The sequence below is a fragment of the Mesorhizobium monacense genome, from assembly GCF_056781675.1.
The window spans coordinates 5,176,470-5,199,383 of sequence record NZ_CM165567.1 but is presented as its reverse complement, the minus strand read 5'-3'; the positions used below and the strand labels follow the sequence as shown (position 1 = coordinate 5,199,383).

Annotated in this window: 19 protein-coding genes; 6 read left to right on the top strand and 13 right to left on the bottom strand. The window is 64.3% G+C overall.

Features of this window, described 5'->3' with window-relative positions:
• Positions 1-13 precede the first annotated feature (13 nt).
• The gene (locus tag AC1RUK_RS24905; RefSeq protein WP_481838529.1) at positions 14-1,441 is read left to right on the top strand and encodes a gamma-aminobutyraldehyde dehydrogenase; all 1,428 of its coding nucleotides are present in this window, start codon (positions 14-16) and stop codon (positions 1,439-1,441) included.
• A gap of 68 nt (positions 1,442-1,509) precedes the next feature.
• Here the strand turns inward: AC1RUK_RS24905 and AC1RUK_RS24900 are convergent, their stop codons facing one another.
• The 7 genes from AC1RUK_RS24900 to AC1RUK_RS24870 form a co-directional block, all read right to left on the bottom strand.
• A complete protein-coding gene (locus tag AC1RUK_RS24900) occupies positions 1,510-1,818 on the bottom strand; it encodes a formate dehydrogenase subunit delta (protein WP_481838530.1) in 309 nt (102 codons plus the stop codon).
• Positions 1,808-2,638: a formate dehydrogenase accessory sulfurtransferase FdhD gene (gene fdhD, locus AC1RUK_RS24895; RefSeq protein ID WP_481838531.1), complete on the bottom strand. Its 831-nt coding sequence runs from the start codon at positions 2,636-2,638 to the stop codon at positions 1,808-1,810. Before fdhD ends, AC1RUK_RS24900 begins: the two co-directional genes overlap by 11 nt.
• A gap of 2 nt (positions 2,639-2,640) precedes the next feature.
• Entirely contained in the window at positions 2,641-5,550 is a 2,910-nt protein-coding gene (gene fdhF, locus AC1RUK_RS24890) for a formate dehydrogenase subunit alpha (RefSeq protein WP_481838532.1), read from the bottom strand.
• Positions 5,551-5,560: 10 nt separating this feature from the next.
• Positions 5,561-7,117, bottom strand: coding sequence for a formate dehydrogenase beta subunit (locus AC1RUK_RS24885; RefSeq protein WP_481838533.1), 1,557 nt, complete (start codon positions 7,115-7,117; stop codon positions 5,561-5,563).
• Complete coding sequence (locus tag AC1RUK_RS24880) at positions 7,114-7,593, bottom strand: formate dehydrogenase subunit gamma (protein WP_481838534.1); 480 nt, start codon at positions 7,591-7,593, stop codon at positions 7,114-7,116. Before AC1RUK_RS24880 ends, AC1RUK_RS24885 begins: the two co-directional genes overlap by 4 nt.
• A gap of 134 nt (positions 7,594-7,727) precedes the next feature.
• Complete coding sequence (locus AC1RUK_RS24875) at positions 7,728-8,627, bottom strand: LysR family transcriptional regulator (RefSeq protein WP_481838535.1); 900 nt, start codon at positions 8,625-8,627, stop codon at positions 7,728-7,730.
• A 60-nt stretch (positions 8,628-8,687) separates the two neighbouring features.
• A complete protein-coding gene (locus tag AC1RUK_RS24870) occupies positions 8,688-9,065 on the bottom strand; it encodes a VOC family protein (RefSeq protein WP_481838536.1) in 378 nt (125 codons plus the stop codon).
• A gap of 197 nt (positions 9,066-9,262) precedes the next feature.
• Between AC1RUK_RS24870 and AC1RUK_RS24865 the strand changes: the two genes are divergently transcribed.
• Entirely contained in the window at positions 9,263-10,432 is a 1,170-nt protein-coding gene (locus AC1RUK_RS24865; RefSeq protein ID WP_481838537.1) for an Mrp/NBP35 family ATP-binding protein, read from the top strand.
• A 12-nt stretch (positions 10,433-10,444) separates the two neighbouring features.
• Here the strand turns inward: AC1RUK_RS24865 and AC1RUK_RS24860 are convergent, their stop codons facing one another.
• The gene (locus tag AC1RUK_RS24860) at positions 10,445-10,894 is read right to left on the bottom strand and encodes an SRPBCC family protein (RefSeq protein ID WP_481838538.1); all 450 of its coding nucleotides are present in this window, start codon (positions 10,892-10,894) and stop codon (positions 10,445-10,447) included.
• Between the two features lie 149 nt (positions 10,895-11,043).
• Here AC1RUK_RS24860 and AC1RUK_RS24855 point away from each other — a divergent pair, with 149 nt between their 5' ends.
• Entirely contained in the window at positions 11,044-12,849 is a 1,806-nt protein-coding gene (locus AC1RUK_RS24855) for an IlvD/Edd family dehydratase (RefSeq protein ID WP_436171854.1), read from the top strand.
• Positions 12,850-13,053: 204 nt separating this feature from the next.
• On the opposite strand, the gene AC1RUK_RS24850 is transcribed toward AC1RUK_RS24855, so the two are convergent.
• Positions 13,054-13,470: a GFA family protein gene (locus AC1RUK_RS24850; protein ID WP_436170594.1), complete on the bottom strand. Its 417-nt coding sequence runs from the start codon at positions 13,468-13,470 to the stop codon at positions 13,054-13,056.
• 164 nt (positions 13,471-13,634) lie between these two features.
• Here AC1RUK_RS24850 and AC1RUK_RS24845 point away from each other — a divergent pair, with 164 nt between their 5' ends.
• Positions 13,635-14,033: a hypothetical protein gene (locus AC1RUK_RS24845; protein WP_481838539.1), complete on the top strand. Its 399-nt coding sequence runs from the start codon at positions 13,635-13,637 to the stop codon at positions 14,031-14,033.
• 13 nt (positions 14,034-14,046) lie between these two features.
• Here the strand turns inward: AC1RUK_RS24845 and AC1RUK_RS24840 are convergent, their stop codons facing one another.
• Both AC1RUK_RS24840 and pdxR read right to left on the bottom strand, forming a co-directional pair.
• Positions 14,047-15,636 carry a trimethylamine methyltransferase family protein gene (locus AC1RUK_RS24840; RefSeq protein WP_481838540.1) on the bottom strand — a complete coding sequence of 530 codons (1,590 nt, stop codon included), beginning with the start codon at positions 15,634-15,636 and terminating at the stop codon, positions 14,047-14,049.
• Positions 15,637-15,833: 197 nt separating this feature from the next.
• Positions 15,834-17,327, bottom strand: a complete 1,494-nt coding sequence (pdxR, locus tag AC1RUK_RS24835) for a MocR-like pyridoxine biosynthesis transcription factor PdxR (RefSeq protein ID WP_404275162.1) — start codon at positions 17,325-17,327, stop codon at positions 15,834-15,836.
• 331 nt (positions 17,328-17,658) lie between these two features.
• Between pdxR and pgi the strand changes: the two genes are divergently transcribed.
• Together pgi and AC1RUK_RS24825 are read left to right on the top strand one after the other, a co-directional pair.
• Positions 17,659-19,302 carry a glucose-6-phosphate isomerase gene (pgi, locus tag AC1RUK_RS24830; protein ID WP_481838541.1) on the top strand — a complete coding sequence of 548 codons (1,644 nt, stop codon included), beginning with the start codon at positions 17,659-17,661 and terminating at the stop codon, positions 19,300-19,302.
• A gap of 5 nt (positions 19,303-19,307) precedes the next feature.
• A complete protein-coding gene (locus AC1RUK_RS24825; protein WP_481838542.1) occupies positions 19,308-20,030 on the top strand; it encodes an HAD family hydrolase in 723 nt (240 codons plus the stop codon).
• A 34-nt stretch (positions 20,031-20,064) separates the two neighbouring features.
• Here AC1RUK_RS24825 and AC1RUK_RS24820 read toward each other — a convergent pair whose 3' ends face one another.
• A complete protein-coding gene (locus tag AC1RUK_RS24820) occupies positions 20,065-20,796 on the bottom strand; it encodes a class I SAM-dependent methyltransferase (protein ID WP_481838543.1) in 732 nt (243 codons plus the stop codon).
• A gap of 8 nt (positions 20,797-20,804) precedes the next feature.
• Positions 20,805-22,817, bottom strand: coding sequence for a long-chain fatty acid--CoA ligase (locus AC1RUK_RS24815; protein WP_481838544.1), 2,013 nt, complete (start codon positions 22,815-22,817; stop codon positions 20,805-20,807).
• Between the last annotated feature and the right edge of the window lie 97 nt (positions 22,818-22,914).

Here is a 22,914-nt window from a genome sequence, read left to right as displayed (position 1 = left end):
GGGAGAGACTTCCATGGACACCCAGATGCTGATCGGCTCGATCTTCGACAAGGGCACTGAGACCGAAGAGCCGATCCTCAATCCCAAAACCGGGGCGACCATCCTAAACCTGCCGGAAGCCAGCCCGGCGCAGATCGAAGCGGCGGTGGCTGCGGCGGAAAAGGCCTTCGTCACCTGGTCGCGCACCACGCCGGCGCAGCGCTCCGGCTATCTCTTGAAGATCGCCGACCGCATCGAGGCCGAAGCGCAAGAATTCGCCGCGCTCGAGGCGCTGAACTGCGGCAAGCCGATCAATGCTGTGCTCAATGACGAGATCCCGGCGATCGTCGACTGCTACCGCTTCTTTGCCGGCGCAGTCCGCTCGATGCCAGGCGTGGTCGCCGGCGAATATCTGCCCGGCCATACCTCGATGGTCAGGCGCGACCCGATCGGCATTGTCGCCTCGATCGCGCCGTGGAACTATCCGCTGATGATGATGGCGTGGAAGCTGGCGCCGGCCATCGGCGGCGGCAACACAGTCGTGTTCAAACCGTCCGAGCAGACGCCGCTGACCGCGCTGAAGCTGGCCAGGATCCTCGCCGAGGTGCTTCCCGAGGGCGTCGTCAATGTCGTGCTCGGCCGTGGCGACAGCGTCGGCAACACGCTGATCAACCATGCCAAGGTCAATATGATCTCGATCACCGGCGACGTCGCCACAGGCAAGAAGGTGCTGCAGGCGGCCGCCAAGTCGGTCAAGCGCACGCATCTCGAGCTCGGCGGCAAGGCGCCGGTCATCGTCTTCGACGACGCCGATCTTGGCGCTGTGGTCAATGGTCTGCGCGCCTTCGGCTACTACAATGCCGGCCAGGACTGCACCGCCGCCTGCCGCATCTATGCCGGCAGGAAGATCTATGACAAGCTCGTCGCCGATCTCTCTTCGGCGGTCTCGACCATCAAATACAACCGCCCCGACGACACCGAGAACGAGATCGGGCCGCTGATATCGCGCCGCCAGCGCGACCGCGTGTCGAGCTTCGTCGAGCGCGCTTCAGAGCTGAAGCACATCGAGATCACCACCGGCGGCAAGCCGGGCGAGGGCTCGGGTTTCTTCTACCAGCCGACGGTCGTTGCCGGCGCGCTGCAGGAAGACGAGATCGTGCGCCGCGAAGTGTTCGGTCCGGTCGTTTCGATCACCCGCTTCTCGGAGGTCGACGAAGCCGTGAACTGGGCCAATGACAGCGACTACGGGCTGGCGTCGTCAGTGTGGACCAAGGACGTCTCGCGCGCCATGGCGACCGCCGCCCGCCTGCAGTATGGCTGCACCTGGATCAACACCCACTTCATGCTGACCAACGAGATGCCGCATGGCGGACTGAAGCAGTCCGGCTACGGCAAGGACATGTCACTCTACGCGCTGGAGGATTACACAGCCGTTCGCCACGTCATGGTGGCGCATGGGTAGCGCTTCTTCCCTTCTCCCCGTTCACGGGGAGAAGGTGGCCCCTACTGGCGCGCTGTTGTCGGGCTATTTCAGCGGGCTGCGTTCTCGGCCGGGGCAGGCCCGGTGTAGCCGATGTTCTTGTCGGCCTGTTCTGGAGCCTTGGGCCGCTTGATCTTGGCGGAGGCGGCTACCACCAGTTCGTTGAAGCCCTCGGTGCCGCTGTCCAGCATCTCGAACAGCTGCCGCCGCATCCGCGGCTCCCAGAACTTGTTGATGTGCTCGGCAACGCCGGCAATGCCTTCCTCGCGCGGCTTGGAATGGAAGAAATCGGCGATCTGGTTGGCCATGCGCACCAGCTTTTCCTTGGTGCTCATGATGTGTTCTTCGTCACGCGACATGCTTGGCAACTCCGGAAGCCACCCGGTCCGGGTGGGTGAAAACATCGAAATCGTCGCCGCGAACCAACGCGACGAGCGTCATGCCCGCGTCTTCCGCGGTGCGGATGGCAAGTGCTGTCGGCGCCGAAACGGCGATGATGATGGCGGCACCGATGGCCGCCGTCTTCTGCACCATCTCGACCGAGACACGCGACGTCACGACGACGGCGCCTGACGCGCCGTCGATGCCGGCCTTGGCCAGCGCGCCGGCCAGCTTGTCCAGCGCATTGTGGCGGCCGACATCCTCGCGCGCCATGACGATGCCCTTGCCGGGGATATAAAAGCCCGCGGCGTGCACAGCGCCGGTCTCGGTGTGCAACGGCTGCACCTTCGACAAAAGCTTGACCGAGCGGACGATATCGTCGGCTGAAAGCGTAAGCTTTGACGCACCGACCGCATCGACCGAACGCATGGCCTCTTCGATAGACTCGATGCCACACAACCCACAGCCGACCGGACCGGCAAGCCGCCGCCGCCGCGCCTGGAAGCGCGTATTGGCCTTGTCTTTCAACCGGATCTGGATGTCGATGCCCGCGCCAAGATCTTCGACCTCGATCGCCTCGATCTCGTCAGGAGCGGCAACGATGCCCTCGGTCAGCGAGAAGCCGAGCGCGAAATCCTCGAAATCGGCAGGGCTTGCCATCATCACCGCGTGCGTGGTGCCGGCGAAGGAGAACGCCACCGGCGTTTCCTCCGGCACCATGCGGTTGGCGGCCGCCGTCCCGCTCGCGCGGTGCGCCAGCCGCGATATCTGCGTCGTCGCTTTGCGGCGCGCGGCCAAGATTACTCCGCCGCTTCCAGCGGAGCGATGCGGCGGCTCTGGCGCGCCTGCTCGTTATAATCCCTCTGCCACTCGGTCGGGCCGTTGGACGGCGCCACCTGCACGGCGGTGACCTTGTATTCCGGACAGTTGGTCGCCCAGTCCGAGAAGTCGGTGGTGATCACATTCGCCTGCGTGTCCGGATGGTGGAAGGTCGTGTAGACCACGCCAGGCGAGACGCGGTCGGTGATCAACGCGCGCAGCGTCGTCTCGCCGGAACGGCTCGCCAACCGCACCCAGTCGCCTTCGCGAATTCCGCGGTTCTCGGCATCGTGCGGATGGATCTCCAATAGGTCTTCGGCATGCCACATCACATTTTCGGTGCGCCTGGTCTGCGCGCCGACATTGTACTGCGACAGAATCCGCCCGGTGGTCAGCAGCAGCGGGAAACGCGGACCGGTTCTTTCGTCCGTCGCCACATATTCGGTGCGAATAAACTTGCCCTTGCCGCGCACGAAACCGTCGACATGCATGATCGGGGTGCCGAGCGGCGCCTTCTCGTTGCAGGGCCACTGCACCGACCCGACACGGTCGAGCAAATCGAAGGAGACGTTGGCGAAGCTCGGCGTCGTCTTGGCGATCTCGTCCATGATCTCGGAGGGATGCCGGTAGTTCCAGTCCAGCCCGATCGCGCGGGCAAGCTCCTGCGTCGCCTCCCAATCGGCGTAGCGCGCCTTCGGCTCGATGACCTTGCGCACCATGTTGATGCGGCGCTCGGCATTGGTGAAGGTGCCGTCTTTCTCGAGGAAGGTTGAGCCTGGCAGGAACACATGCGCGTAATTCGCCGTCTCGTTGAGGAAGAGGTCGTGCACGACGACGCACTCCATCGCGGCAAGGCCGGCGGCGACGTGCTTGGTATCAGGATCGGACTGCAGGATGTCCTCGCCCTGGATGTAGATGCCCTTGAAGGAGCCGTCGACGGCGGCATCCAGCATGTTGGGGATGCGCAGGCCCGGCTCGTCGTCGAGCTTCACGCCCCACAGGCTCTCATAGATGTCGCGCACGGCCTCGCCGGAGATATGGCGATAGCCGGGCAGTTCGTGCGGGAAGGAGCCCATGTCGCATGAGCCCTGCACGTTGTTCTGGCCGCGCAGCGGGTTCACGCCGACGCCCGGACGGCCGATATTGCCGGTGGCCATGGCCAGGTTGGCGATCGCCATCACCGTGGTTGAACCCTGGCTGTGTTCCGTCACGCCGAGGCCGTAATAGATCGCGCCATTGCCGCCGGTGGCGTAAAGACGCGCCGCGCCGCGGATCAACTCGGGATCGACGCCGGACAATTTGCCGACGGTTTCGGGGCTGTTTTCCGGCAAGGCGACGAAAGATGCCCAGTCCTGGAATTCCGCCCAGTCGCAGCGTTCGCGGATGAAGGCTTCGTCGAAGAGACCTTCGGTGACGATGACATGCGCCAGCGCCGTCAGCACGGCCACATTGGTGCCAGGCTTCAGCGGCAGGTGATAGGCCGCTTCGATATGGGCCGACTTGACCATCTCGGTGCGGCGTGGATCGAGCACGATCAGCTTGGCGCCCTGGCGCAGCCGCTTCTTCAGCCGCGAGGCGAACACCGGATGGGCCGATGCCGGATTGGCGCCGATGACGACGGCGACGTCGGTGAAATCGACCGAGTCGAAATCCTGCGTGCCGGCCGAAGTGCCGTAGGTCTGGCCGAGGCCGTAGCCGGTCGGCGAATGGCAGACGCGCGCGCAGGTGTCGACATTGTTGTTGCGGAAGCCTTGCCGCACCAGCTTCTGGACGAGATAGGTCTCCTCGTTCGTGCAGCGCGAGGAGGTGATGCCGCCGATCGCGGTGCGTCCGTACTGGTACTGAATGCGGCGGAATTCCTTGGCCGTATAGGCAACAGCCTCTTCCCAGCTCACTTCGCGCCAGGGGTCGGAGATCTTTTCCCGGATCATCGGCGACAGGATGCGGTCCTTATGGGTGGCGTAGCCATAGGCGAAACGGCCCTTCACGCAGGAATGGCCGTGGTTCGCCTTGCCCTCCTTGTAGGGCATCATGCGAATGACCTCGTCGCCCTTCACTTCGGCCTTGAACGAACAGCCGACGCCGCAATAGGCGCAGGTGGTGACGGCCGAGCGCTCCGGCATGCCCTTCTCAAGCACCGTTTTCTCGCGCAGCGCGTCGGTCGGGCAGGCCTGCACGCAGGCGCCGCAGGACACGCATTCGGAGGCGATGAAATCCTCGTGCATGCCGGCGACCATGCGCGATTCGAAACCGCGGCCCTCGATGGTCAGCGCGAAGGTGCCCTGCACCTCCTCGCAAGCCCGCACGCAGCGCGAGCAGACGATGCATTGCGCCGGATCATAAGTGAAATAGGGGTTGGATTCATCGCGGGCGATGTAGTCGACAGCCAGCGAGCCGTGGCCGGGCGCGACGCCGTTTTCCTTGACGTGGTTGCGGCCTTCGACGCCGAAGCGGTTCTCGGTCAGGCCGACCGACTTCGCCACAACGTCGAACTCGCTGGCGCCGGTGCCGGCCTTCTCGTTCCAGCCGGTCGGATGGTCGGAAAGGTAGAGTTCCATGACGCCGCGGCGAATGGCGTCGAGCCGTTCGGACTGCGTGTTGACCACCATGCCTTCGCCAACCGGCGTCGTGCAGGACGCCGGCGTGCCGCCGCGGCCCTCGATCTCGACGAGGCAGACGCGGCACGACCCGAACGAGTCCAGCATGTCGGTGGCGCAGAGCTTCGGTATCTCGACCCCGCCTTCCATCGCCGCCCGCATGATCGACGTGCCTTCCGGCACGGTGATGCTGCGGCCATCGACGGTCAGCGTGACCTGCTTTTCCGCAATGGATTGCGGGGTTCCGAAATCGATCTCTTCGATGAGCGATGGGAAGTCGGCCTTGATGTTCATCTGCCAGCTCCTATTCAGCCGCCACGCGCGCCGGCGCCGGCTTGAAATCTTCGGGGAAATGGGTGATCGAGCTCATCACTGGATAAGGCGTGAAGCCGCCCAGCGCGCACAGCGATCCGAACTTCATCGTGTTGCAGAGGTCGGTGACCAGAGCGAGGTTCTTCTCCGGCTCGATGCCGGCAGCGAGCCTGTCGATGGTCTCGACGCCACGTGTCGAGCCGATGCGGCAGGGCGTACACTTGCCGCAGCTTTCGATGGCGCAGAACTCCATGGCGAAGCGCGCCTGCTTCAGCATGTCGGCGGTGTCGTCGAACACGGTGATGCCGGCATGGCCGATCAGCCCGTCCTTGGCGGCGAAGGCTTCGTAATCGAACGGCGTGTCGAACAAAGCGCGCGGGAAGTAAGCGCCGAGCGGTCCGCCGACCTGCACCGCCTTCACCGGCCGGCCCGTGGCGGTACCGCCGCCGATATCGTCGACGATCTCGCCGAGCGTCATGCCGAAGGCCGCCTCGAACAGGCCGCCATGCTTGACGTTGCCGGCGATCTGGATCGGGATCGTGCCACGCGAGCGGCCCATGCCGTAATCCTTGTAGAAGGCGGCACCCTTGTCCATGATGATCGGCACCGAGGCCAGCGAGATGACGTTGTTGATCACCGTCGGCTTGCCGAACAAGCCTTGAATCGCAGGCAGCGGCGGCTTGGCGCGAACCACGCCGCGCTTGCCTTCCAGGCTGTTCAGCAGCGAGGTTTCCTCGCCGCAGACATAGGCGCCGGCGCCGACGCGGATTTCCATGTCGAAGGCGTTGGGCGAACCCATCACATTGGTGCCGAGCACGCCTGCCTTGCGGGCGACCTCGACAGCCCGGTTCATCGTCGCCACCGCATGCGGATATTCCGAGCGGATATAGACAAAGCCCTTGGTCGCGCCGGTGGCGATGCCGGCGATCGCCATGCCTTCGATCAGCACGAAGGGGTCGCCCTCCATGATCATGCGGTCGGCGAAAGTGGCGCTGTCGCCTTCGTCGGCGTTGCAGACGATGTATTTGCGCTCACCAGCGGTATCGAGCACCGTCTTCCACTTGATACCGGTCGGGAAGCCGGCGCCGCCGCGGCCGCGCAGGCCGGATTCGGTGACCTGCTTGACGATGTCGGCCGGCGCCATGGCCACCGCGTTCTGCAGGCCCTTCAGCCCGCCGAGCGACTTGTAGGCATCGAGCGACAGCGGGTCGTTGATGCCGCAGCGCGCGAATGTCAACCTGGTCTGCTTGGCCAGGAACGGAATCTTGTCCGGCGCGCCCAGCCAGCGCTTGTGGGGGCCGCCGGTGAGGAAGCCGCTGTCGAACAGGCTCTTCACGTCGGAAGGCTTGACCGGTCCATAGGCGACGCGGCCATTGGCGGTCGCCACTTCGACCATCGGTTCGAGGAAATAGGCGCCGCGCGAACCATTGCGCACGATCTTGGCCTCGATGCCGCGTTCGGCCAATTCCTTGGCGATCGTCTTTGCGACCTTCTCGGCGCCGAGCGCCAGAGCGCCGGAGTCACCAGGAATGTGGATGCGCGGGATCATGAGCGTACCTCCGCGACGATCTCTTCGATCTTCTCGTCATCGAGCCGCCCGATCACCTCGCCGTCCAGCATTGCCGACGGCGAACAGGCGCAAAGCCCGAGGCAATAGACCGGTTCCAGTGTAACCGATCCGTCGTGGGTGGTCTCGTGAAAATCGATGCCGAGCAATTGCTTGATCTTGGCGGCGACGGCATCCGAACCCATCGACTGGCAGGCTTCCGCCTGGCAGAGCTTGAGCACGTGCCGGCCGGCCGGCTTGGCGCGGAAATCATGATAGAAGGTGACGACGCCGTGCACTTCGGCCCTGGAGAGGTTCAGCCCATCGGCAATGACCGGCAGCGCGTCGTGCGGCACATGGCCGAACTCTTCCTGGATGCCGTGGAGGATCGGCAGCAGCGGACCTTCGAGGTCCTTCAACTCCTGGACGATCGCCGCCGTGCGCGATGCGATCTCGGTACTTGCAGGCTGCATCGTCATGCAGCGCCCTCCCTGGTCGATAGCTTTTATCGCTAAGTCTTTACAAAATCAGAGGAAACCCCTGAAATCAATAAAGCTGATCCGTTGCTTGATAGAAATTTTCTATCAAGCTCACTCAGCCAGCACTGTCTAGCTCAGCGGCGGGTGTGGAAATCGTCCGCCAGCGCCATCGCCTCGTCCAGAAGCGCCTGCACCAGCGGCGTGTGCGGCTCGCGCGGCGTCGCCACCAGCCCGACGGTATGGCTGGCATCAGGCTCGACGATCGGAATGGCCCGGATCGGCTCGGAAAAGCCGAATGTTTCCGCAAGGTTGAGCGGCATGATCGACGACCATTTGCCGGTGTGGATATGCGAAAACAAGACGATCATCGAGTTGGATTCGAGCGTCGGCCGCACCTGCACGCCGGCCTCCGCCAGATGCTGGTCGATGATGCGGCGGTTTTGCATATCCGGCGTCAAAAGGCAGAGCGGCAACCGGCTGATTTCCGCCCATGTCACTTTGTCGCGGTCGGAATAGGGGTTTCCGACCGCCGTTATCAGTTGATAGCGCTCGTCATAGAGCGGCACGCTGATCACCCGCCCCAGCGGCTCGTTGTCGAGATAGGTAATGCCGGCATCGATGTCGAAATTGCCGAGCAGCGACAGCACCTCGATCGAGGTTCGCGACAGCACCGAGAAGGTGACGCCCGGGTGTTTCTCGCGAAACGGCGTCGTCAGCCGCGCCACCATGGCAAGTGCCGTCGGGATGGCGGCGATGCGGATGCTGCCGGAAAGGCCATGCCGCGCCGCCCGCATTTCCTCGCGCATGGCGCGGCTGTCGCCGACGATGCGTCGTGCCCACACCAGCACCTGCTTACCTTCCGGTGTCAGCCCCTGGAAGCGCGAGCCGCGCAGCACCAGCATCACGCCGAGCTGGCCTTCCAGCTGTTTGATCCCGGCCGAAAGCGTCGGTTGCGTCACGCCGCACACTTCCGCGGCCCGGCCGAAATGCTCCTCCTTGGCCAGCGCGATGAAGAATTCCAGCTTGTCGATCATCGGCGCAAGCTAACCGGCGCAAGGCAGCTGCGCCAGATCATGCCCGCGCCGCCTAGCTGCCTATTTGTCGACCAGGTTCAGGATGTTGCCTTCCGGGTCCTTGAACCAGGCGACCTTCATGCCGTAGCCGACATGGATATCGCCCTCGAGCGTCAGGCCGGGCATCTCGTAGTGCTCGAAAGCGACACCCTTCGATTTCAGCGACTTGACGACATTGCCGATCTCGTCGCCAACCGTCCAGGTCACGGCCGTCGCCTTGTTGGTTCCGGCGAACTCGGAATGATAGACGTTGATGACGGTGTCGCCGCTTTTGTAGACGACCAGTTCGTCGCCCATATCGTCCACCTGCTTGAGGCCCAGCGTGCCTTCATAAAAGGCCTTTGCCTTCGCCAGGTTTTTCACCGCCAGATTGGCCGTCGCATTGCTGTTTGCGAGCATGATCGTCACCTTCCCTTGATATCGTGCTCATGCTGGTCATTGAGATAGGTCGCAGCGGATGGTTGGCGACCATCGATCAGGCAAATCCGACAGCCCCGGTCGTTTTTCGAGGCACACCAGGCCGGCTATTGCTCCACGGCTTGGTTCTGCCCGGAAACTGCATTATCTCAGGCGCAAGCTTGCATAAGGAAGACCTGATGTCCGTTACCAAGGAAATCGTCATCGAGCGCCTGAAGACGGTCAACGGGCCGGACTTCACCGGCAACATCGTCGACCTCGGCATGGTTTCCGAGATTTTCATCGCCGATGGCAAGGTGTTCTTCTCGATCACCGTTCCCGCCGCCCGTGCGCAGGAGATGGAGCCGCTGCGCGCCGCCGCCGAGCGGGTGGTCAAGGCGATCCCCGGCGTTGCCGGCGCCATCGTCGCGCTGACGGCTGAGAAGAAGGGCGGCGGCATGGAGGCTCCGGTTCCGCCGCGTCCCGCACCACGGCCGGCACCGCCGGCAGCACCCGCGCGGCCCGCGCCGCAGGCACCGGCCTCGCACAGCCATGGCAAGCGCGGCGTGCCCGGCATCGAGGCGATCATCGCGGTTGCTTCCGGCAAGGGCGGCGTCGGCAAGTCGACCACCGCCGTCAACCTGGCGCTTGGGCTTGCCGCCAATGGTTTGAAGGTCGGTGTGCTCGATGCCGACATTTACGGCCCGTCCATGCCGCGGCTGCTCAACATTCATGGCCGGCCGCAGACCGTCGACGGCAAGATCCTGAAGCCTATGGAGAATTACGGCCTCAAGGTGATGTCAATGGGCTTCCTCGTCGACGAGGAGACGCCGATGATCTGGCGCGGCCCGATGGTGATGTCGGCGCTGACGCAGATGCTGCGCGAGGTCGAGTGGGGTGCGCTCGATGTGCTCGTCGTCGACATGCCGCCCGGTACCGGCGACGCCCAGCTGACCATGGCCCAACAGGTGCCGCTGGCCGGCGCCGTCATCGTCTCGACGCCGCAGGACCTGGCGCTGATCGACGCGCGCAAAGGCCTCAACATGTTCAGGAAGGTCGACGTGCCGCTGCTCGGCATCGTCGAGAACATGAGCTACTTCCTCGCTCCCGACACCGGCAAGCGCTACGACATTTTCGGCCATGGCGGCGCCCGCCGCGAGGCCGAACGCCTCGGCGTCACCTTCCTCGGCGAAGTGCCGCTCGAAATGGGTATCCGCGAAAGCTCGGATGCCGGCACGCCGGTGGTGGTGTCGAAGCCGGAGGGCGCCGAGGCGAAGATCTATCGGGATATCGCGGCGAAGGTCTGGGACAGGGTCAATGAGGAGCGCGGCGCTGCCGAGGCTGCGGTGCCAAGCATCGTGTTCGAGTAAGGCGGGCGCGGCTCAGCCGCCCACCTTCTCGCCGAAGCTCGAGAAGAACTGCCCGGCCAGCTTCTTCGAGGTCGATTCGATCAGCCGGCTGCCGAGCTGGGCGATCTTGCCGCCGACATCGGCCTTGGCAGCGTATTTGAGCACCGTCGTGTCCGGCCCATCGGCAGTCAGCGTCACGTCGGCGCCGCCCTTGGCGAAGCCGGCGATGCCGCCCTTGCCCTCGCCCTGGATCGTGTAGGAATGCGGCGGCTTGAGGTTTTTCAGCATCACTTCGCCGTTGAACGTCGCCTTGATCGGCCCGATCTTCAGCACCACGGTCGCCGCCATCTCGGTGGCCGACTTCATTTCGAGGCTCTGGCAGCCGGGGATGGTGTCCTTCAGTATCTCGGGGTCGTTCAGCGCTTCCCACACTTTTTGCAGGGGTGCGGCGATGCGTTCCTCGCCTTCGATCACCAAAGCCATCAAAAACCTCCCGGAAAGATTGGCCCGAAGCCCTAGCGCAGGGGCGCCGTTGTGTCTATCGCACCAAAGTGTTGGTTCGGATCGCGCATGCCTCTTGCCTGCTTCCGCGCGTTGCCATATCGATTTGTCCTACAAATATGGAGACCATGATGGCCGGCGCCCCCACAGATAAGAAGAAATTTCGCTCGCAGGAGTGGTTCGACAACCCTGATAACCCCGGCATGACGGCGCTGTACCTGGAGCGCTACCTGAATTACGGCCTGACGCGGGCCGAGCTGATGTCGGGCAAGCCGCTGATCGGCATCGCTCAGACCGGGTCGGATCTGTCGCCTTGCAACCGTCACCATATCGAACTGGCCAAGCGCGTGCGCGAAGGCATCGTCTCGATGGGCGGCATCCCCTTCGAATTCCCGTGCCATCCGATCCAGGAGACCGGCAAGCGCCCGACCGCGGCACTCGATCGCAACCTTGCCTATCTCGGCCTGGTCGAGGTGCTGTACGGCTATCCGCTCGACGGCGTCGTGCTCACCATCGGCTGCGACAAGACCACGCCCGCAATGCTGATGGCGGCGGCCACCGTCAACATTCCGGCCATCGCGCTGTCGGTCGGCCCGATGCTCAATGGCTGGCACAAGGGCAAGCGCACCGGCTCCGGCACCATCGTCTGGGAGTCGCGCCAGCGCCTGTCGGCCGGCGAGATCGACTATGACGAGTTCATGGACATCGTCGCCTCCTCGGCGCCGTCCACCGGCTATTGCAACACCATGGGCACCGCCACCACCATGAACTCGCTGGCCGAGGCGCTGGGTATGCAGTTGCCGGGTTCGGCCGCCATTCCGGCGCCCTATCGCGAGCGCGGCCAGATTTCCTACGAGACGGGCAGGCGCATCGTCGAGATGGTGCATGAGGATTTGAAGCCGTCCGACATCATGACGCGGCAGGCGTTCGAGAACGCCATCGTCGTCAATTCGGCCATCGGCGGCTCGACCAACGCGCCGATCCATCTCAACGCCATCGCCCGCCATCTCGGCGTGCCGCTCGACAATGACGACTGGCAGACGGTCGGCCTCAATGTGCCGCTGATCGTCAATCTGCAGCCGACGGGCGAATATCTCGGCGAGGACTATCACCATGCCGGCGGCGTGCCGGCCGTGGTGGCCGAACTGCTGAAGGCCGGACTGTTGCCGCACCCCGACGCCGTGACCGCCAATGGCAAGTCGATCGGCGACAATTGCCGCAGCGTGGCCAACGAGAACGCCGACGTCATCCACACCGTCGCCAAGCCGCTCAAGGCCAATGCCGGCTTCATCAACCTCAAGGGTAATCTGTTCGATTCGGCGATCATGAAGACCAGCGGCATCTCGCCGGAATTCCGTGAGCGCTATCTGTCCAATCCGAAGGACCCGGAAGCCTTCGAGGGCAACGCCATGGTTTTCGACGGACCGGAGGATTACCACGCGCGCATCGACGATCCGGCGCAAGGCATCGACGAGCACACGATCCTGTTCATGCGCGGTGCCGGCCCGATCGGCTATCCGGGCGGTGCCGAGGTCGTCAACATGCAGCCGCCGGCCTATCTCATCAAGAAGGGCATCCACGCGCTGGCCTGCATCGGCGACGGCCGCCAGTCGGGCACGTCGGGCTCGCCATCGATCCTCAACGCTTCGCCGGAAGCGGCGATCGGCGGCGGCTTGGCGCTGCTCAAGACCGGCGACCGTGTCCGCATCGACCTGAACAAGGGCACCGCCAACATCCTCGTCAGCGACGAAGAGATCGCGCAGCGGCGTGCGGCGCTGCAGAACAATGGCGGCTTTCACTACCCGCAACACCAGACGCCGTGGCAGGAGATCCAGCGCGGCATGGTCGACCAGTTCTCGGCCGGAATGGTGCTGAAGCCGGCGGTGAAATACCAGGATGTGGCGCACACCAGGGGTGTGCCGCGCGACAACCACTGAGCGGCCCATCGCGGACGACAAATGGCGGCTTGATCTGATCAAGCCGCCATTTACGCCTGATCTAGAGTAACTCCAGGAAAAGTGCGCGGCGGTTTTCCGTCCGGAATTGCGTAAAAACAAATACTTAGAGCGGGTCGGCGATTCTACCAAAAGCTGAACCGCTCTAAGCCTGACGACGGGCCTCCTGGGTTGGTCCGGGACCGCTCACAAATATCCGGTGATCTCGGGCGGCTGGTCCTGCCGGTTGCGTTTGCCGTCCTCGTAGATGATCGGTGCGGCGGCGAGTTCCTCCTCGGTGACGTCGTCGAGGCAGGCGACATTCACCGCCCAGAAATTGCCGCCCATGAAATCGAGGTAGCCGCGGGAGAAGAAATTCGCGCCGCAGTTCGGGCACATATAGTGGTTGATATCGCCTTCCGGCCAGTTGGATGGGCTCGCCTTGTATTCCCGCATCCGGTCGCGGCCGTCCGTTACGCGCAGCGCCTCGAAGGCCGTGAAGGATTTCCTGTAGCCGAGCTTCCAGCAGAAACTGCAGTTGCATTTGCGGATGCCCTCGGCGAGGTCGAGATCGGCCTCGAAATGCACCGCGCCGCAATGGCAGCTACCGTGATAGGTCTTCATCGTGGGGTCTCCTCGCAGAATTGCCCTGCCCGTCGATGGTCGGCGAAGCCAGGCTCATGTTTGCAGCTACGCCAGATAGGTTCCCAATCTATCCGGGCAATGCGTCCCTATGTGCAATAGCGGCGCGCGGTGCCCATATTGTCTGAAAGCGGAACAGGACCATCATGACCAGACGGCGCTCTTCTCTCGGATTCCTCGGCATGTTCGGCCGCTCGGGCGACCTGAGGCAACTCGATGCCGCGTTGCGCGGCGCCGATCTTCATCCTGCCCTGGTGCCCGAGGGCGTCAAGCTTACCATCGTCAATCTGATGCAGGATCGCTGGCCGGACGAGCCGCCGGAGCAGGCCTATTCATCCGTGGCACAACTGTGCAGCTACTGCATCGCCGGAGCGGAGACGTTCGAGCAGGCGAATGGACGGGAAGCGAGGCTTGAGGCGGAGCGGCGGATCGAGGCGGCGCTTGAGACCGGCGACAGCTTCGATGCGCAGATCGTGCTGATGACGCTACATGCAAAACTGATCAGCGCCGACGTCGTCGAGGGCTATGGACTCAGCGCTGAATGATCTGAAAGCGGTCCTAGCCGCACATGCTTCCGCGCGGCAGCTTGATCATCTCGCCGAAGCGGGCGCGCAGTTTGTCGTCGACCAGCTTAGGCACGTGGCGCGGGAAGCGCTCGGCAAGCACGCGCTTCTTCTCGATGATCGCCCGCTGCAATATGTCGGGCCGGCCCTTCTCGTTCCATTCCTTCGGTGAAAAGCGGTCGCCGACGGCCGGATAGAAATATTCGGTCTGCATCAGCCTGAGCGTCTGCTCGTTGCCGAGATAGTGACCCGGTCCCTTCAGGCAGACATCGGCGATGGTGTCGATCGACAGCGCCTCGTCGGTCACCTCGATGCCGCGCACGCAGCGCAGGCAGTGGCCCAGCATGTCATTGTCGATGATCAGGCTTTCCAGGCAGAAGCCGAGCAGCGAGGCATGCATGCCGGCCGATTCGTAGACGAGGTTGAGCCCGGCAAGGCCGGCCATGACATCGGTGATGCCTTTTTCATAGCCGGACTGGATGTCGGGCAGTTTCGAATCGGTCATGCCGGCGGCCGAGCCGCCCGGCAGGTCGTAGAATTGCGCCATCTGCGCGCAGGCCGCGGTCAGCACCGCCTGCTCGGCCGAGCCGCCCGACATGGCGCCGGTCCTGAGATCGGAGACGAACGGCCAGGTGCCGAAGATCGCCGGGTGGCCGGGCTTGATGGCGTTGACATAGACGAGGCCAGCAAGCACTTCGGCCACCGCTTGCACCACCGCGCCGGCAATCGCCGCCGGAGCAGTGGCACCGGCCTGTCCGGCCGACAAAAGCAGGATCGGAATGCCGCCCTCGACGCAGGCTTCGAGCACGCCGCAGGCGTCCTCGGCGAACTTCATCGGCGGCACGACAAAACAGTTCGAGTTCGACACGAACGGCCGGGCGCGGAAATTTTCCTCGCCACCGGCGATCGCGTAGAGCATCTCGAGAGCCGGCTGCACGTTCTCGCGCACCGTGAACGAGGTGCCGACATGCTTGGACGTTCCCATCACGCAGGCGTAGAGCGTGTTGAAGTCCATATCGAGCGGATCGGGAATGTCGCGCGGCACCATCGGCCGCTGGAAGAAGTGGATGTTGTCGAGTCCCTCGACGATGCGGGCGGCGTCATAAATGTCCTGCAGCAGCGACTCGCGGTATTCGCGCTTTTCGACATCGACCAGGTGCACCGCGGCCCCGGCCGTGCCGTAGTGCACGCGCTTGCCCTTGATCAGCATGTCGTGCCTGGGGTCCTGGCCGTGCAGGGTGAAATGCCGTGCCGCCTTCTTGACCGTGTCCAGCACGAGCGCGCGCGGGAAGCGGACACGCCCGTCATCGCCATAGCTGGCGCCGGCCTTGGTCAGCGCTTCGATGCAGGAAGGAATGGCGTTGGCGAAGCCGACCGTCTCCAGCAGCGTCAGCACCGCCTCATGAATGCGCTCGCGATCGTTCTCGCCGAGCGGTCCATAGCTGCCGCCTTCGAGGCCGGCGCGCACCGGTCTGATGTCGTCGGCAAGCGGTGCCGCCCGCATCGCGCGGCGCGCTTCGCGCCCGCCAGAGCGCCGCGAACGTTGGTCCGTCGACGCATCCTGCTTCTCAAGAGCCACTGACATGGAGGCACTCCACCTTTAGCTGCGAAGCAGGAGGCGGTGGTTGGTCCACCATCGGCCTGCTTCGTCCCCTTTATGCATCGACTATGCCGCCGGCATTGGCACAGCCTATGAGCCAGCGGGTCCCGTCGCATATGCCAGGGCGCTAAAGAAAACGGGGCCGTTTCCGGCCCCGTTGTAAATTGGCTCCAAGCAGCCTGTCAGGCTGCCGCCGGCCTGCGGCCTGCCGCCGTCGCCAGCTCGCGAATACCGGGCTCGATGTGCTGCAGCGCGATCGAGGAAATGCCCAAGCGCATGAAACGCGACGGCTTTTCGGTCCTGTCGAAGAAGCGGTCGCCGGGTTCGATGATGACGCTGCGCGAGGCAGCCGCCTCGGCCAGGCCGCGCGAATCGGTGCCGCGCGGCCCTTCGAGCCAGAGCGACGTGCCGCCGGCCGAGTCGGTCGAGCGCCATTCCGGCAGGAAGGCGGAAATCGCATGGACCAGACGCTTGCGCCGCTCGTCGAAGGCGGATGACAGCCGCCGCACCAGCGCCTCGTGATGGCCGAGCGACAGGAACAGCGCGACGGCGCGCTGGTTGTTGGCCGGCGGATGCCTAAGCATGAAGCGGCGCAACGCGCGTAGCTCGGCGATCAGCCCGGCCGACGCCACGATGTAGCCAAGCCGAAGGCCGGGAGCCAGCGTCTTCGACATCGAGCCGACATAGACGACGCGGCCTGAGCGATCGAGGCTCTTCAGCGCCTGCTGCGGTGCTTCGTCGAGAAGCTGGCTGTCATAGCCGTCCTCGATGATGATCTGGTTGTGGCGGTTGGCGCGCGCCAGAAGGTCCTGCCGCCGCTCCGCCGACAGCGGCACCATGGTCGGGCAATGGTGGCTGGGCGTCACGAAGACAAAGCCGGAATCGTTGGGGATGGACGAGGTGACGATGCCGGACTGGTCGACCGGGACCGGCTGGATGTCGGCGCCCGCCAGCCGGAAGATCGAGCGGGCGTCGGGATAGCCGGGATCCTCCATCGCCACCTTCGAGCCCTTGGTCATCAGCAGCGTAGCCAGCATGTAGAGCGCGTTCTGGGCGCCCAGCGTCACGATGATCTCATCCGGGTTGGCGAAGATGCCGCGCCGCGGCAGCAGCCGCGCCTGGATCTGCTCGATCAGCAGCGGATCGTCGCGGTCGACCATGTCGGAGGCCCAGTTGCGGATCTCGAGCACGGCCAGCGCCATGCGGTTGCACTCGCGCCATTCGGCGGTCGGGAACAGCGCCGGGTCGAACTGGCCGTAGACGAAGGGGTAGGACGACTTGATCCAATTGTCGTGCTTGGCCGGCGGCGGCATGTCGCTGGCGGCGATCTGCCGGCGCGCCTTCCAGTCGATCTCGTTGGCCTGGTCGGGCGCCTTCTGGTGCGGCTTGGCCGGCGTCGCCAGCACGTCCGGGTTGACGAAATGGCCGCGCCGTTCGCGTGCCACCAGGAACCCTTGGTCGACCAACTGCTGGAAAGCCAGCACCACCGTGCCGCGGGCGACGCCGAGTTTCTCGGCCAGGATGCGGCAGGACGGAAGCGGCATCGAAGCGGCAATCTGCCGGTCGAGGATGGCGGCGACGATCGCCTGACGGATCTGCGCCTGCAGGGTCTGCCCGGATTCCGCAGAAATCCGGAACAGGCCGGACCATATGGCCGTGTCGTTACGCTGTGGCATGGGAAATGTTCCTCGATGGCCAGCCTTTTTCGCTTGGCTGGACCAGCCGAACGTAACCGTGGCACAAGGGGTTGCGCCAATCAATTTTTCTGATCGCTGGGATTTATGCCAGTGATCCTTCACGTGATTTTGATGCTGCACTGCTGGCGGAGTGCGGCATCCAAGCGTGAGGCGACGCCTCATTGCGGCGTGACACGTGGCCTCATCGTGGCGTGACGCACTGCGTCATCGCGCCCATTGAAACGAATGGAATTCGGCTCGATACATTGTCGCGACGACACGCGCCGGAAACATCCGGTCCGTAATGATGGCTCAGGTCTCGGAGTTTGCAGTGGATCAATCGTCCTTTCAAAAACAGCTCGCCGCGTTGCGCGATCATCGCACAGCCGCGTCCGGCAGCATGCGCGAGGCCTTTGCCGCCGATCCCAAGCGCTTCGAGACATTCTCCGCCACCGACGGCGACCTGTTGCTCGACTGGTCGAAATGCGCGGTCGACGCGAAGACGATGGACCTGCTGGAGAAATTGGCCGGGGCCGCCGACCTCGAGGGCCGGCGCGCCGCTATGTTCTCAGGTCAGAAGATCAACGTCACCGAAGGTCGCGCCGTGCTGCACACGGCGCTGCGCAACCTCAGCGGCAAGGGCGTGGTGCTCGACGGGCAGGATGTGAAGACAGAGGTCCTCGCCGTGCTCGACGCCATGGGGGCCTTCGCCAACGCCGTGCGCTCCGGCAAGGCGGCCGGCGCTACCGGCAAGAGGATCACCGACATCGTCAACATCGGCATCGGCGGCTCCGATCTCGGCCCGGCCATGGCGACGCTGGCGCTGGCGCCTTATCACGACGGGCCGCGCGCGCATTATGTCTCCAACATCGACGGCGCCCATATCCACGACACGCTGAAGGGCCTGTCCGCCGAAACCACGCTGTTCGTCATCGCCTCCAAGACCTTCACCACGGTCGAGACGATGACCAATGCCGAGACGGCCAGAAAATGGGTGCAGAAGGCGCTCGGCAAGGAAGCCGTCGGCAAGCATTTCGCTGCCGTCTCGACCGCGCTCGACCTGGTGGCGAAGTTCGGCATCGAGGCCGACCGCGTCTTTGGCTTCTGGGATTGGGTCGGCGGCCGCTACTCGGTCTGGAGCGCCATCGGCCTGCCGGTGATGATCGCCATCGGCCCGAAGAATTTCCGCGCCTTTCTCGACGGCGCCCATGAGATGGACGAGCACTTCCGCACCGCGCCGCTGCAAGAGAACCTGCCGGCGCTGATGGGGCTGATTGGCTGGTGGCACCGCGTGGTCTGCAAATATCCGGCCCGAGCCGTCATCCCCTACGACCAGCGCCTGTCGCGGCTGCCGGCCTATCTGCAGCAGCTCGACATGGAATCGAACGGCAAGAGCGTGACCCTTGACGGTGGCGCGGTCACCACGCCGACCGGCCCACTGGTCTGGGGCGAGCCCGGCACCAACGGCCAGCACGCCTTCTTCCAGTTGCTGCACCAGGGCACCGACGTCATTCCGGTCGAATTCCTCGCCGCCGCCGTCGGCCACGAACCCGACCTCAAGCACCATCACGACCTGCTGCTCGCCAACTGCCTGGCCCAGTCGGAAGCCCTCATGAAGGGCCGCACGCTGGAGGAAGCGCGCACGCAGATGCTGGCCAAGGGCATGAAGCCGGCCGATGTCGACAAGATCGCGCCGCACCGTGTCTTCTCGGGCGATCGTCCGTCGGTGACCATCCTCTACAGGAAGCTTGACCCGCGCACCTTCGGTCGGCTGATCGCGCTCTACGAGCATCGCGTCTTTGTCGAGGGCACGCTGTTCGACATCAATTCCTTCGACCAGTGGGGCGTCGAACTCGGCAAGGAACTTGCGACCGGCCTGCTGCCTGTCGTGGAAGGCAAGGAGAATGCCGCAAAGCGGGACGCCTCGACTGCCGGACTGGTGGAACACATTCACCGCTTGCGCGGTCAGGAGTGAAAAGTTTGGCGGATATCAAGGGCATATTGTTCGACAAGGACGGCACGCTTGTCGACTTCAACGCGACATGGCTCGGCATTGCCGATTTCATGGCCATGGACGCCGCCGAAGGCGATCGCTGGAAGGCCGACAGGCTGCTTGCCGCGGCCGGCTTCGATTTCGTCAACAAGCGGTTCAAGCCCGATTCGATCTTCGCCTCCGGCTCGAACATGGATGTCGTCGAGCTTTGGTTCCCGCGCCTGTCCGACGAGGACCAGATGCTTGCCGTCGCCCGCTTCAACGAGATCACCTCGGTCCAGGGCTCGGCCATGGCGGTGGAGCTGCCCGGAATCGTCGATTCGCTGAGGGCGCTTCACAAGAGATCCTACAGGCTGGGCGTCGCCACCAACGATTCGACCAGCGGCGCCGAAAAGACCCTGGTGACGCTCGGCGTGGCGCAGCTTTTCGACGCCGCCTATGGCTACGACTCCGTGGCAAGGCCGAAACCGGCGCCGGATACGATCCTCGCCTTTTGCGACCTGACCGGGCTCAGGCCGGCGGAGATCGCGATGGTCGGCGACAACCGCCACGACCTCGAAATGGCGCGGGCCGGCTGCTGCGGGCTGGCGGTCGGCGTACTCTCCGGTACCGGCACGCGCGAATCGCTGTCGTCGATCGCCGACGTCGTTCTGGATTCGGTTGCCGATCTGCCCGGCTTTCTTTCGGCGCGGGTCAAGGAGACGGTCTGACCCCAAAGCCGTGTGCATCGAAGGCGCTCGCGCTCTAGCGATCTTCCATCTCGAAGCGAAACACACCGCTCGGCTTGCTCGCGGCACCCTTCGCGTCGCCGAAATCTGGCACCTGATATTCGGCGAGCAACCGCAGCCGCGACAGCGGCAGATCGGCGCGACGGGGATCGCCGACCAGCACATCGATGCCGGCTGCCAGGCAGCGGTCGAGAAACGGTGTAACCCGTAGGGCAACCTCACGGCCGTAAAACACGTCGCCGGCAAGAACGAGATCGACCGCCGGCGGCGGGCCGGTGGTGATGTCTTCACCGATCAAGGTAATAGCGACGCCATTGGCCGCCGCGTTGAGGGCAAGTGCGGCAACACCGTTGCTGTCGATTTCGGCCGCGATCACCGTGCTGGCGCCGGCCTTTGCCGCGGCGATGCCGACGAGGCCCGAACCGGCGCCGAGGTCGAGCACGCGCCGCCCCGCCACCGTCTGCGGCCGGTCGAGTATGTAGCGGGCAAGCACCGCGCCGCCCGCCCAGGCATAGGCCCAGTAGGGCGGCTGCGGTTCAGGCTCGTCGGCCTCGATCTCGTCTTGCGACTCGGCCCCATTGTCTCGCCACTCGGTAAGCCGCCGGAGGCCGCTTGCCGGATGGGCCGTGTAGAGCCGGATTTCGGGAATCGCCGGAACAGGCATAAGGCGCATGTTCGCCTTGATAAACGCCGCCGGTTCGGGACGTCGACTATCCGCTATCCCACCGTTGCCGGGGCCGTCGTTCAAAATCGCGCCTAGTCCCGCAATGCCCGGCGCAGGATCTTGCCCACCGGTGTCTTCGGCAGTTCGGTCCTGAACTCGATGTATTTCGGCCGCTTGTAGCCGGTCAGGTTCTCGCGACAATAGGCGGTCAAGGTTTCGGCGGTCAGTGCCGGATCCTTCTTGACCACGAACAGCTTCGGCACTTCGCCCGAATGCTCGTCCGGCACGCCGATCGCCGCCACTTCGAGCACGCCCGGATGCTGGGCCACGACCTCTTCCAGCTCGTTCGGATAAACGTTGAAGCCGGAGACCAGGATCATGTCCTTCTTGCGGTCGACGATCTTGGTGTAGCCGCGCTCGTCCATGAAGCCCATGTCGCCCGACTTGAAGAAACCGTCCTTGGTCATCACCTTGGCGGTCTCGTCCGGCCGGTTCCAGTAGCCAGCCATCACCTGCGGACCCTTGATGCAGATCTCGCCGACTTCGCCGAGCGGCACGTTGTTGTCGTCGTCGTCTCGGATGGCGATCTCGGTCGAGGGCAGCGGCAGGCCGATCGTGCCGGTGAAGTCGCCGGCGCTGAACTTGTTGGCGGTCGCCACCGGCGAGGTTTCCGACAGTCCGTAGCCCTCGCTGACCGGGCAGCCGGTCAGCGCCTTCCAGCGCTCGGCGACGCCCTTCTGCACCGCCATGCCGCCGCCCAGCGTCAGCACCAGCGGCTTGAAGTCGAGCTTGCGGAAATCCTCATTGTTGAGCAGAGCGTTGAACAGCGTGTTGAGGCCCGGGAAAATGTGGATCGGGTATTTCTGCAGCTCCTTGACGAAGCCGGGGATGTCGCGCGGGTTCGGAATGAGCACGTTCTGGGCGCCTTGCTGCATGCCCATCAGCGCGTTCACGGTCAGCGCGAAGATATGGTAGAGCGGCAGCGCGCAGACGAAGTTGGCATGCGCCGGTCTCGGCCGGACCGTATACGCATCCTCGAGCCAGAGCGCGTTCTGCGCGACATTGGCGAGCACGTTGGAGTGCAGCAGCGTCGCGCCCTTCGAGACGCCGGTGGTGCCGCCCGTATATTGTAGGAAGGCGATGTCGTCTGCCGCGACCTTGGCCGGCTTGAAGGCGATGCCGGCGCCGTCCTTCAGGGCCGCGTTGAATTTGACATGGCCGGGCAGCGACCATGCCGGCACCATTTTCTTCACCCGGCGTACGACGAGGTTGACGATCGTCCCCTTGAGCGCGCCAAGCATGTCGCCCATCGCGGCGACCACGACATACTTGACCGCCGTCCTGGCGATCACCGCCTGCAGCGTGTTGGCGAAATTCTCGAGGATGACGATGGCCTGCGCGCCTGAGTCCTTCAGCTGATGCTCCAGCTCGCGCGGCGTGTAGAGCGGATTGATGTTCACCACCGTATAGCCGGCGCGTAAGATGGCCATCATCGCTACCGGATATTGCAGCACGTTCGGCATCATCAGCGCCACGCGCGCGCCCTTCTGCAGTCCTGTCGATTGCAGATAGGCGCCGAAGGCAGCCGACTGCCGTTCGAGTTCGGCATAGGTGATCGACTTGCCCATGCACACGAATGCCGGCTGGCCGGCAAACTGCTTGCAGGCGCCCACCAGAAAGTCGCCGATGCAACTGTAGGGCAGGGGTCCGATCTCGGCCGGGACGCCTTTCGGATAGCTGGCGAGCCATGGCTTTTGTGGCAGGCCGGCGGCAAGCGCGGTCAGCGCCTTAGGCAATCGCTTGGCCGGGTCGGCTGCAGGCTTCGACGCAGGCTTTGCCGATGTCGCCTTGGCGGCCGGGCTGGCAGCGGCGGGCTTGGCCGCGTCCTTCGCGGCGGTCGGCTTGCCAGAAGCCGGCTTGGATGTCTTTGCAGCCGCGGTTTTGGTCGCAGGCTTTGCGATTGCCTTCGCCGGCGCAACTGCCGCCTTCGGCTTGGCCGGCGCGGCGGTCTTGGCGGCTGGCGCTTTCGCCTTGTCGGAGCCGGCGGCCGGCCTTGAAGCGGCCTTTGCCTTCGCCGGAGCCGTTGTCTTTGCTGCTTTTGCCACCTGTCCCTCCCTCGATCTTTGCTTCGTGCCGCGTCGCCTCTGATTGACAGAAACGTCCTCCGCTGCAGCGGTTGCGGATTCCCCAAGAAATCCAGCA